Source organism: Streptomyces sp. NPDC051243 (assembly GCF_044455405.1).
Classification (GTDB): Bacteria; Actinomycetota; Actinomycetes; order Streptomycetales; family Streptomycetaceae; genus Streptomyces.
In genome coordinates this window covers 1-11,315 of sequence record NZ_JBITES010000034.1, presented here as the reverse complement: position 1 = coordinate 11,315, position 11,315 = coordinate 1, and the positions used below count along the sequence as shown (strand labels likewise).

9 protein-coding genes and 1 pseudogene are annotated in these 11,315 nt (G+C 70.1%); 5 read left to right on the top strand and 5 right to left on the bottom strand.

What is annotated here, in order from left to right:
• Positions 1-242: pseudogene (locus tag ACIBAG_RS45545) on the bottom strand (cytochrome ubiquinol oxidase subunit I); the annotation flags it as partial.
• Positions 239-1,204: a cytochrome c oxidase subunit II gene (gene coxB, locus ACIBAG_RS45540; protein ID WP_399114034.1), complete on the bottom strand. Its 966-nt coding sequence runs from the start codon at positions 1,202-1,204 to the stop codon at positions 239-241. The pseudogene ACIBAG_RS45545 and the gene coxB, both read right to left, overlap by 4 nt.
• Positions 1,205-1,481: 277 nt before the next feature.
• On the opposite strand from coxB, the gene ACIBAG_RS45535 reads away from it, so the two are divergent.
• Positions 1,482-2,858: a cysteine desulfurase/sulfurtransferase TusA family protein gene (locus ACIBAG_RS45535; protein WP_399114033.1), complete on the top strand. Its 1,377-nt coding sequence runs from the start codon at positions 1,482-1,484 to the stop codon at positions 2,856-2,858.
• A gap of 91 nt (positions 2,859-2,949) precedes the next feature.
• Here ACIBAG_RS45535 and ACIBAG_RS45530 read toward each other — a convergent pair whose 3' ends face one another.
• Complete coding sequence (locus ACIBAG_RS45530; protein WP_399114031.1) at positions 2,950-3,924, bottom strand: carbohydrate kinase family protein; 975 nt, start codon at positions 3,922-3,924, stop codon at positions 2,950-2,952.
• A gap of 131 nt (positions 3,925-4,055) precedes the next feature.
• Here ACIBAG_RS45530 and ACIBAG_RS45525 point away from each other — a divergent pair, with 131 nt between their 5' ends.
• On the top strand, positions 4,056-4,265 hold the full coding sequence (locus tag ACIBAG_RS45525) for a hypothetical protein (protein ID WP_399114029.1): 210 nt from the start codon (positions 4,056-4,058) through the stop codon (positions 4,263-4,265).
• 169 nt (positions 4,266-4,434) lie between these two features.
• Positions 4,435-6,324, top strand: coding sequence for a hypothetical protein (locus tag ACIBAG_RS45520; RefSeq protein ID WP_399114028.1), 1,890 nt, complete (start codon positions 4,435-4,437; stop codon positions 6,322-6,324).
• A gap of 76 nt (positions 6,325-6,400) precedes the next feature.
• Here ACIBAG_RS45520 and ACIBAG_RS45515 read toward each other — a convergent pair whose 3' ends face one another.
• Positions 6,401-6,757 (bottom strand): iron-sulfur cluster assembly accessory protein, encoded by a 357-nt coding sequence (locus tag ACIBAG_RS45515; protein WP_030951236.1) that lies wholly within the window; start codon positions 6,755-6,757, stop codon positions 6,401-6,403.
• A 327-nt stretch (positions 6,758-7,084) separates the two neighbouring features.
• Here ACIBAG_RS45515 and nadA point away from each other — a divergent pair, with 327 nt between their 5' ends.
• The gene (gene nadA, locus ACIBAG_RS45510; RefSeq protein ID WP_399114027.1) at positions 7,085-8,269 is read left to right on the top strand and encodes a quinolinate synthase NadA; all 1,185 of its coding nucleotides are present in this window, start codon (positions 7,085-7,087) and stop codon (positions 8,267-8,269) included.
• 67 nt (positions 8,270-8,336) lie between these two features.
• On the opposite strand, the gene ACIBAG_RS45505 is transcribed toward nadA, so the two are convergent.
• Positions 8,337-10,568, bottom strand: coding sequence for a PQQ-binding-like beta-propeller repeat protein (locus tag ACIBAG_RS45505; protein WP_399114025.1), 2,232 nt, complete (start codon positions 10,566-10,568; stop codon positions 8,337-8,339).
• Between the two features lie 224 nt (positions 10,569-10,792).
• Here ACIBAG_RS45505 and ACIBAG_RS45500 point away from each other — a divergent pair, with 224 nt between their 5' ends.
• Positions 10,793-11,272, top strand: coding sequence for an SseB family protein (locus ACIBAG_RS45500; protein WP_399114023.1), 480 nt, complete (start codon positions 10,793-10,795; stop codon positions 11,270-11,272).
• The last annotated feature ends 43 nt before the right edge of the window (positions 11,273-11,315 follow it).

Sequence of the window (11,315 nt, the reverse complement as noted above, 5' to 3'; positions counted from 1 at the left end):
TCGTTCGACATGATCTGCAGGCCCGGACGGGCCAGCTCGGCACGCATGAGCAGCGCCATCACGCCACCGATCACGAAGAACGCGAACGACGTGACGAGATACAGCGTCCCGATCGTCTTGTGGTCGGTGGTGGTGAGCCACTTGACCACGACGTTGCCGGGTTGCCTGCGCCTGACCGGCAGCTCGTTCTCGTACGAGGCCTCAGCTGCCGCGGCACCCTGGGGTTCGTTGAGGATGCTCACAGGTTGTTCGTCTCCCGGTTCTTCTCGTGGCTCGTCTGCGCGATGCCGGCGGGAACGTAACCGGTCTGCCCCTTCTTGGCGAGGTCCTTGAGGTGCTGCTCGTAAGCCTCAGGGGAGACAACCTTCACGTTGAACAGCATCCGGGAGTGGTCGACGCCGCACAGCTCGGCGCACTTGCCCAGGAAGGTGCCATTCCGGTTGGGGGTCACCTCGAAGGCGTTGGTGTGGCCCGGGATGACGTCCTGCTTCATCAGGAACGGCACCACCCAGAAGGAGTGGATGACGTCACGCGAGGTGAGGACGAAGCGGACCGTCTTGCCCTTGGGCAGCACCAGGGTCGGGCCCGGGTTGTTGGTGTCCGGGTTCCGGGTACCGGGGGTGCCGCAGTCGTACACACCGCCGGCGTTCGCCGGGAAGTCTTCCTTGAACCGGTCCGGGATCGCGTCCAGTTCCTTGGCCGTCTTGGCGTCGCCGGTGGAGCCTTCGACGTTCTCGATCATGTTGAAGCACCAGCTCCACTGGAAGCCGACGACGTTGACGGTGACGTCGGGCTTGTCCTTGAGCTGGAGGAGCTTCGACTCGTCGCGGGCCGTGAAGTAGAAGAGGACCGAGACGATGATGAGGGGGACCACGGTGTACAGCGCCTCGATGGGCATGTTGTACCGGGTCTGCGGAGGGACCTCGATCTTGGTGCGGCTACGCCGGTGGAAGATGGCGCTCCACAGGATGAGGCCCCACACGAGCACGCCGACGGCGAGCGCCGCCGCCCAGGAACCCTGCCACAGGGAGAGGACAATCGGAGCCTCTTCCGTGGTCGGGGTGGGCATACCAAGACGGGGGAAGTCTTCCCAGTTGTACGAGCAACCGGTGGCTGTCGCCAGGACCAGGCCCGCAGTCATTGCCTGCAGCAGCTTCCGCCGCATCGGGCGCCGCGGCGAGCGGTCGGAGCCGTTGGGACTCACGTAGCGCCTTCCCGAGAGTCTCGCCCGCGCGGATCGGCTGCGGCCTGGCCTTGTTCTCGCTGGTCGGTCGCCGCCCTGCGTCGGGCAGGGGTTTGGATGTTTATGCGGACCAAACCCTAGCCGACGCTCTCCGAGGGTTCGCGGGGAGGGGTGCCGAACGCGCCGCAGGTTACGCCGGGCGCCTATTGGCTCGGGCCATTCCGGGTGTCGGCGGCTGCGGATCCGTGGTGGTTGGTCGCGCAGTTCCCCGCGCCCCTCAGGGCGTTAGCGTTGCTGTGTGGCCTACTTTGATGCTGCTTCCTCTGCTCCGCTTCATCCCGTCGCCCGACAGGCGCTCCAAGCCTCTCTGGACGAAGGGTGGGCTGATCCCTCGCGCCTCTACCGAGAGGGTCGGCGGGCGCGGTTGTTGCTGGACGCGGCCCGGGAGGCGGCTGCCGAGGCCGTGGGATGCCGGGCGGACGAGTTGGCGTTCACCTCGTCAGGAACCAAGGCCGTGCACTCGGGAATCGCGGGGGCACTGGCGGGGCGTCACCGGGTCGGGCGCCACCTGATCGTGTCTGCCGTCGAACACTCCTCTGTGCTCCATGCGGCTGACGCGCACGAGGCCGGGGGCGGGACGGTCACGCAGGTCGCGGTGGACCGTGCGGGCGCGGTGAGCGTGCCGGCGTACGCGGATGCCCTGCGCCCGGACACCGCGCTCGCCTGTCTTCAGTCGGCCAACCACGAGGTGGGGACCGAGCAGCCGGTCGCCGAAGTGGCTGCCGTGTGCCGGGAGGCCGGGGTGCCGTTGCTGGTGGACGCGGCGCAGTCGCTGGGGTGGGGGCGGGTCGAGGGCGACTGGTCGGTGTTGACCGGGAGTGCTCATAAATGGGGCGGGCCGTCCGGGGTCGGCCTGCTCGTCGTACGCAAGGGCGTGCGGTTCGCCGCCCAAGGGCCCGTGGACGAACGGGAGTCGGGGCGGGCCGTCGGGTTCGAGAACATCCCGGCGATCGTCGCCGCGGCGGCCTCGCTGCGGGCCGTGCAGGCCGAGGCGGCCCAAGAGGCGCTACGGCTGCGGGAGCTGGCGGAGCGGATCCGGGCCCGGGTACCTCGGCTGGTGCCGGATGTGGAGGTGGTCGGCGATCCGGTGCGGCGCCTGCCCGGCATCGTCACCTTCTCCTGTCTCTATGTCGACGGGGAGGCACTGCTGCATGAGCTGGACCGGGCCGGCTTCTCGGTGTCCTCCGGCTCGTCCTGTACGAGCAGCACGCTGACGCCCAGCCATGTGCTGAAGGCGATGGGCGTGCTGAGCGAGGGGAACGTACGGGTGTCCCTGCCGTTCGGGACGCCGGCGCAGGACGTGGAACGGTTCCTGGAGGCGCTGCCCCGGGCGGTGACCGAGGTGCGGGAGAAGCTGGGGGCCCCGGTGACCGAGACGGCCGTACGGGACGACGTACTGGTGGTCGACTCCCTCGGCAAGCGCTGCCCGATCCCGGTCATCGAGCTGGCGAAGGTCATCGGGGAGGTGCCGGTGGGGGGAATCGTCCGTGTCCTGTCGGACGATGAAGCGGCTCGGCTGGACATTCCGGCATGGTGCGAGATGCGGGGGCACGAGTACGTAGGAGAGGAACCGGCGGAACAAGGAACGGCGTACCTGGTCCGCCGGGTCAGCTGACCGACCTCAGGGGCGCGGGGAACTGCGCGACCGGCCACAACGGACCCGCAGTCGACAACGAACCCACTGAGGCAGGTGAACAGTCGAAAGATCAGCCCAGGTGAGCCTGTACCTCCTCAGCGGCAGCGTCCCCGTACGCCTTGGTGAACCGCTCCATGAAGTGCGCCCGCCGCAGCTGGTACTCCTGCGTACCCACCGTCTCGATGACGAGAGTCGCCAGCATGCACCCGACCTGCGCGGCCCGCTCCAACGACACACCCCACGCCAGTCCCGACAGGAACCCCGCGCGGAAGGCGTCGCCGACGCCCGTGGGGTCGGCCTTGCGCTCCTCCTCCGGGCAGCCGACCTCGATGGGGTCCTGACCGACCTGCTCGATGCGTACGCCCCGCGAGCCGAGCGTCGTGACCCGGTGGCCGACCTTGGACAGGATCTCCTCGTCCGTCCAGCCGGTCTTGGACTCGATGAGGCCCTTCTCGTACTCGTTGGAGAAGAGGTACGTCGAGCCGTCCAGCAGTATCCGGATCTCGTCGCCGTCCATGCGGGCGATCTGCTGGGAGAAGTCGGCGGCGAAGGGGATCGCGCGGGAGCGGCACTCCTCGGTGTGGCGGAGCATCGCCTCGGGGTCGTCGGCGCCGATGAGGACCAGGTCGAGGCCGCCGACGCGGTCCGCGACGGTCTTCAGCTCGATCAGGCGGGCCTCGCTCATCGCACCCGTGTAGAAGGAGCCGATCTGGTTGTGGTCGGCGTCCGTGGTGCAGACGAAGCGCGCGGTGTGCAGGGTCTCGGAGATACGCACCGAGCCGGTGTCGACGCCGTGCCGGTCCAGCCAGGCCCGGTACTCGTCGAAGTCGGAGCCCGCGGCGCCGACCAGGATCGGCTTCGTGCCCAGCTGGCCCATGCCGAAGGCGATGTTCGCGCCGACGCCGCCCCGGCGTACGTCCAGGTTGTCGACCAGGAAGGAGAGCGAGACCGTGTGCAGCTGGTCCGCGACGAACTGGTCGGCGAAGCGGCCGGGGAAGGTCATGAGGTGGTCGGTGGCGATGGAGCCGGTGACTGCGATGCGCACGGCGTGGAGTCTCCTGCGGGGAGGTTGGGTTGACGTTCCACGCTACCGTGGGTGACCGGGACTCTGAAGCAGGCAAAACTACCCGATAGTAGATCTTTCTTCGCGGGCTCCGGCGTGCCTACGGTGCCGCTATGACGAAATTCGAGGTCCATGCCCCCGCTCCGGCCGACCCGGAGGTCGACCTGACGTCGCTGCTCGGCGACTGCGCGCGGATGGCTCCCCACTGGACCGTCCCCGACCGCGTTCTTTCCCGTCCGGTCTCCCCGTCACTCATCCATGGGGTCACCGTGCCGCCGAGGTCGGCGCGACTGCTGGACGCGATGTCGGACTACGGCGACTGACCGGAGCACGGCGGCCGAATCGGCGCCCTTCAGGGAACCGCGCGCTCCCCCGCTGCGTCCCATCGCTGTCCCCCGTAGAGGGGATGCGGGATACGACCTCGTGGGCCGACTCTTTTGACAGGGCCGGGTCAGGGTCATGGGACATGTGCGCAGCCGAAGGAGCGATGCGGTGAACACCGAGCGACCCGAGAACGACGACACGGGCGCCGACGGCTCCGCCGAGGAGCAGGGCGTCCGGGAGGAGAAGGGGACCGCCGGCACCGAGGCTTCCGGCGCCGCGGAGAACGGCACCGCCGTCCCCGGCGCCGAGGACGAGCACGTCGCCGAGGCCCCCGGACCCGAGGGCGGCGAGACTTCCGGGGCCACCGCGACCACGGATGAGCCGGATGGCGAGGCCACCGGCACCGAGGGCGAGCCCGAGCCCGAGGTGGCGGCGACGGCGGAGGGGCAGGACGTCGAAGCCGCTGGAACCCGCGGTGAGCGCGGCGGTGAGGAGATCGATCGCGGCGCCGCCGCCGGCGAGGAGGCCGCCCATGTCGGGGCTCCGGATCGTGCGGCCGCTCTCGAAGAGGGCGGGGCCGGCGGTGCGGCCCGGCGTCGGTCCCCCGCGATCATCGCCTCCGTCGCCGCCGCCGTACTGCTCGTCGGGGGCGGCGGGGCCTACCTCGCCGCGAACGCGTCCGGCGGCTCCGACGGCGGTACGACGTCGGCGGCGCCCGGCGATGACACTCCCCCGCCGCTCCGCCTCGACGGGTACACCGGGGGCGACACCCATGGCATCGCGCCCGGGGAACCCAACCCGTACGGCGTCACCTACAAGGCCGGCGGGGAGCTCGCGGACGGGCCCGGCTCGGCGCCGGTGTACCGGGCGGGCGGCGAGGTGGGCGCGGACGAGGTGGCCCGGCTGGCCGAGGCTCTCGGGGTGGACGGGACGCCGGTGGCGCAGGGGCAGACCTGGCGAGTCGGGGCGACGGACGGGGCGGGGCCCAGTCTGCAGGTGAACAAGCAGGCGCCCGGGACCTGGACGTTCTACAGGTTTGCGCCGGGTACGGACAACTGCCAGAGCACCACCGTGTGCCAGAAGGATTCCGCCGAGCCGGGTGGTGGCGAACCGGTCGGCGAGGAGGCCGCGAAGAACGCCGCCGCGCCGGTTCTCAAGGCGGTGGGTCAGGATGACGCGAAGCTCGACGCGAGCCAGGTCATGGGGGCCCAGCGGGTGGTGAACGCCGATCCCGTGGTCGACGGGATGCCCACCTACGGCTGGACGACCGGCGTGACCGTGAGCGCCCAGGGCGAAGTGGTCGGCGGGAGCGGCCAGTTGAAGGCACCGGTGAAGGGGGACACGTACCCCGTGCTCAGCGCCGAGAAGACGCTCGGGCTGATGAACGCGGCGCCGGGGACCGACGGCCGCATGGGCATCGGCGGCTGCGCCAGCCCCGTACCGCTGAAGGACCGGCTGGAGGCGCCCTGCGATGCGGAGGGCTCGACGGGGGCCGCGCCGTCGAAGGACACCGTGACCGTCGAGAAGGCGGTGTTCGGGCTGGCCTCGCACTTCGTGGACGCGCGGCAGGCGCTGGTGCCGTCCTGGCTGTTCGAGGTGAAGGCGCCGGACGCGCGGGACAGCTTCACGGTCACGTATCCGGCGATCGACCCGGAGTACCTGGCCTCGACCACGCCGTCCGAGGAGCCGACCGGGCAGCCGACCCCACGGCCGACCGAACCCAAGGACGAGCCGACCTCCGCGCCGATCACGGAGAACGTCCCGGTGGACGGCTACACCGTCGACGGCAGGGAGCTGACCGTGGCCTTCACCGGCGGCGTGTGCGCCGAGTACGAGGTGACGGCGAGCGAGAGCGGCGACCGGGTGACGGTCCGGGTGACCGCGACCTCCGAGCCGGGCAAGATCTGCATCATGATCGCCAAGGTGTTCCACAAGACCGTTCAGCTGGACCAGCCGCTCGGCGACCGCGAGGTCGTGGGCTCCGACGGCAAGCAGATCCCGCTGGAGAAGCCGGGGACGGGGCTCCGGGACGCTCCGCAGACGTCCAGGGCCCGGTAAGGGCCCGCGGACACGGGAAGGCGGCGGCCCCGTCGGAGGGGGCCGCCGCCTTCGCCGTCAAAAAGGCGCTGCCGGCTCAGCTGAAGGAGTCGCCGCAGGCGCAGGAACCCGTCGCGTTCGGGTTGTCGATCGTGAAGCCCTGCTTCTCGATCGTGTCCACGAAGTCGATGGACGCGCCGCCCAGGTACGGAGCGCTCATGCGGTCGGTGACGACCTTGACCCCGCCGAAGTCCTTGACGACATCGCCGTCGAGCGAGCGCTCGTCGAAGAAGAGCTGGTAGCGCAGGCCCGAGCAACCACCCGGCTGAACGGCGACACGCAGGGCGAGGTCGTCACGGCCTTCCTGGTCGAGCAGGGCCTTGACCTTGGCCGCGGCGGCGTCGCTCAGGATGATGCCGTCGGTGGCGGTGCTGGTCTCGTCCGATACGGACATCTACATCTCTCCCGGGTTGTACGGAGACTGCTTGCCGATGTGTGCAACCGGCGGGTCGCCGGATTCATTCCGGGCCGGATGCTTGTCTTTCGGTCCTTCTTCATGCTCGCACACGGCGCTCGGAGCGGAAAACGCCTCTTTCGGGAATAGGCGGGCCCGTCACCGGGATTCACGTCACATCGACGCGATGGCCATCGTCAAACTGACGTGAACCGGTTATGATAGATAGCGTCAAATAGACGAGAAGTCGTCGAAGGTGTCCCGCTTGACCCGCCGGGTCCGGATCTTCCGGTCCCGGCGAGCCGTAGAACAGAAAGGGTGCGTGTCGTGACCACCGCCCAGACCCAGGAGCTCGACGTACAGCCGACGCCCCTCGCCCTGCTGCTCCTCGGCCGTGAGGCCGACCCAAGGAGCGAACGTGGCGTCGAGTGTCCCGGTGACCTTCCCTCGCCGTCCGACCCTGATCTGGTCGAGCGCGCCCGCGCGGCGAAGGAGAAGCTCGGGAACAAGGTCTTCGTGCTCGGCCACCACTACCAGCGCGACGAGGTCATCCAGTTCGCGGACGTAACCGGTGACTCCTTCAAGCTGGCCCGGGACGCGGCCGCGCGCCCGGAGGCCGAGTACATCGTGTTCTGCGGTGTGCACTTCATGGCCGAGTCGGCGGACATCCTGACCTCCGACGACCAGAAGGTCGTCCTCCCCGACCTCGCCGCCGGCTGCTCGATGGCCGACATGGCGACGGCCGAGCAGGTCGCCGAGTGCTGGGACGTGCTGACCGAGGCCGGCATAGCCGAGCAGGTCGTGCCGGTGTCGTACATGAACTCCTCGGCGGACATCAAGGCGTTCACGGGCAAGCACGGCGGCACGATCTGCACCTCGTCGAACGCGAAGCGGGCCCTGGACTGGGCCTTCGAGCAGGGTGAGAAGGTCCTGTTCCTGCCGGACCAGCACCTCGGGCGCAACACGGCCGTCCGGGACATGGGCATGTCCCTGGAGGACTGCGTCGTCTACAACCCGCACAAGCCGAACGGCGGGCTGACGGCGGACGAGCTGCGCGCCGCGAAGATGATCCTGTGGCGTGGCCACTGCTCGGTGCACGGCCGCTTCAGCCTGGAGTCGGTGGAGGACGTGCGCGCCCGGATCCCCGGCGTCAACGTGCTGGTCCACCCCGAGTGCAAGCACGAGGTCGTGGCCGCGGCGGACTACGTCGGGTCGACCGAGTACATCATCAAGGCCCTGGAGGCCGCCCCGGCCGGCTCCAAGTGGGCCATCGGCACGGAGCTGAACCTGGTACGCCGCCTGGCGAACCGTTTCGCGCCGGAGGGCAAGGAGATCGTCTTCCTCGACAAGACGGTCTGCTTCTGCTCGACCATGAACCGCATCGACCTGCCCCACCTGGTCTGGGCGCTGGAGTCGCTGGCCGAGGGCAAGCTCGTCAACCGCATCGAGGTCGACAAGGAGACCGAGGCGTTCGCGAAGCTGGCGCTGGAGCGGATGCTGGCGCTGCCGTAACCCTGGTCGCCGAGGCCGTCGTGGTCCGCGTCGCCGATGCCGCCGCGGTCCGCGTCATGTCCCGCCGTCACCCCGAGACGGGTTTCCGTTCGGGGTCGGCGGGGTCGAGGGCGAAGACGGTGCCGTCCGAGGTGGCGACGATCGCCGAGCCCTCGTACAGCAGCACCCTGGGCCCCACCGTGCCGCCGGACGCCCCGGTGCGCGGCAGCGTCTCCCAGAGCGAGGTGCCCTTGCGTCCGTCGAGGGCGGCCACGCGGCCACTGATGCTGGCCACGTACAGGGTGCGCGATCGTGTGTCGTACGTGGCCGCACCCGGCTGTTCCAGGCTGGTCCTGGTCTGCCACAGCTGTTCGCCGGTGAGCGGGGACAGCGCGGTCACCACACCGCCGGGCGAGACGAACCACAGCGTGCCGCCCGACAGGGCGGCCTCCCCCTCCAAGCTCTTCGCCAGCTTCACCGTGGTGCGGGCGCCGGTGTCCGGATCCACCAACAGGACCCGGTCGTACGGCAGGACCTCTCCGGACGTCCCCTCCTGCGCAGGCGCCTGCAGCATGACCAGCCGCCCGTCCAGGACACCGAGGATGCCGCTCTGGTACGGGATCTTCAGCGTCCGCGCCGATCCGTCGGCCGGGTCCAGCACCAGGAGCACCGAGTTCTCGGTCGATTCTCCGGTCGAGTGGCACTGGGCGTACACGTCGGTGCCGCCGGCCAGGAACGTGCAGTAGTGGCCCTTGGGTATCCGCGCGGTCCAGAGCGCGGTGCCGGTACGGGGGGACCGGGCCGTTACCGTCGAGCCGTCGGCGGAGGTGATCACCAGGCCGCCCGAGAGGGCCATCTCGAGGTTGTCGTCCTTCACCCGGTGCTTCCACAGCTGTTCGCCGGTCTCGGCGTCGAGGCCCACGACCTCGGTCAGATCGGCCTCGCCGGTCACGGGAAGGAAGCCCTGCCGCAGGACCACCGTTCCGCTTCGGACACCGAGCAGCGAGGTGGTGTGACTCCCCGTCTCGACACCGGCCGGCGCGATGTCGGCGCGCCACACTGTCTTGCCGGTGCGGGCGTCCAGACGCACCGGAAGGATGCCGTCGCCCGCGCAGTAGGCGCCGTCCCCGCTCACCAGACAGGCCGGCTCGCCGGCCAGCGAGTTGTCCGCGCCCAGCGCCTTCCTCGCGCCCAGTGGTGCCGTCTCGAACAGCGTCGTCTGCCAGGGCTTCCAGTCACCCGGCGGGGTCGTCCACCGGGAGGTCGCGGTCGGGGCGGGGCTCGCCGTCCCGGAACCGTCCTCGAATCCAGGACCGAACCGCACGTACCACAGCAGCCCCAGGGCCAGTGCGCCCACCGTGCCGGCCGCGGCCAGCAGGGGACGGATACGGCGACGCCGACGGCCCGGCCAGGTGGTCGAAGCCGCGTCGGCCACGGTGCCGGGCCGGGTCCGCACGACCACCGGATCGTCCCCGCGGAGTGTCACCGTCGGCATGCCGCCCGAGTCGGCCTCCGGCAGAGCGGCGGCCAACTCCTGTGCCAGTTCGTCGAGTCCGGGGCGGTCCGCGGCCTGTTTGGTCAGACAGCGTTCCAGGATTCCGCGCAGCGGCTGCCCGATGCCGTCGAGCACGGGCTCGTAGTGCACCACCCGGTACGCCGTCAGATAGGGGCTGTCGGTGTCGAACGGGCCTCTGCCGGTCGTGGCGTACACCAGCAGCGCGCCGAGCGAGAAGATGTCGGAGGCCGGGCCGACCGTGCGGGCGTCGGTGAGCTGCTCGGGGGACATGAACGGCGGGGTGCCGATCATCTGGCCGGTCTCGGTGAGGGTGTTGTGGGCCTCGGCCGCGCGGGAGATGCCGAAGTCGATGACCCGGGGGCCGTCCTCGGCCATCAGCACATTGGCCGGCTTGAGGTCCCGGTGCACCACACCGACCCGGTGGATGTCCCGCAGGGCCTCCACCAACCCCAGCGCAAGCTGCCGCAGTTCGCCGTCGCGCAGGGCGCCCCGGTCGCGGATCCGGTCGGCGAGGGAGCGCCCGGGCACGTACTGGGTCGCCATCCAGGGCCGGTCCGCCTCCGGGTCGGCGTCCACGACCGGCGCGGTGAACGCGCCGCTCACCTTGCGGATGGCCGCTATCTCCTGCCGGAAACGGGCGCGGAACACCGGGTCCTCGGCGTACTGGGCGTGCACCACCTTGACGGCGACGTCACGACCCGAGCGGGACCTGCCCTGGTAGACGATCCCCATACCCCCGGCCCCGAGCCGGTCGACAAGCCTGTAGCCGCCTATCGACTTCGGATCGTCCTTCCGCAGCGGCACGGCCGAATCCCTTTCCCCGCAGAGCAGTTCGAGGCCACAGAATACGTAACGGCGATGACGGCGATGGCTGAGCGACGACCCTTCAGGCCGCTCGGCTCTGCGCCAGGACCGTCCCAGGCCGAAACGCGGAGGCCGACGCTCTCCTGGACTCACCTGATCTCAACGGGCTAGCGTGATCGTTCGCTTGTGCGATGACCGGTGAAGTGTTTTAACAGAGGGATGACGTGAGCGCCGATGCCTTGCGGTTGCGGACGCGGCTGCGGACGCGGCTGGCGGATCTGGCGGAGACCGGGCAGGGCGATCTGCGTGATCTGCGCGATCTGCGTGAGGTCGTAGGGGAGTTCCGGCGCAGCGAGGTGCTGGTGCCGGTGGTGGACGGCTCGGTGCTGTCGGTCGAGATGGGCGGCATCCGCTGGCTCTTCGCGTTAACGGATGACGCGGCGCTGGAGCGCTTTGCCCAGGCGCGTGGTGAGGCGGTGCCCGAAGGGGTGCCGGTCTTCGGGGCCCGGTTGCTGGATCAGGTGGTTCCGAGGGTGGCGAAGTCGGGCGGGCCGGTCGGGATCGCGGTGGACGCGGGAAGCGCGGCGGGCATGGTGCTGCCTCCGGTGCCGGGCATCGTTCCGGATGCGGTGGCACTGGACACGGTGGACCGGGCGGCGGTGGATGCGGTGGAAACGGACGGGGAAGGGACGGCGGGCGCGTGAGCGGCGGCGACGGCTACCAGGTCGATCCGGAGGCGCTGGAGCG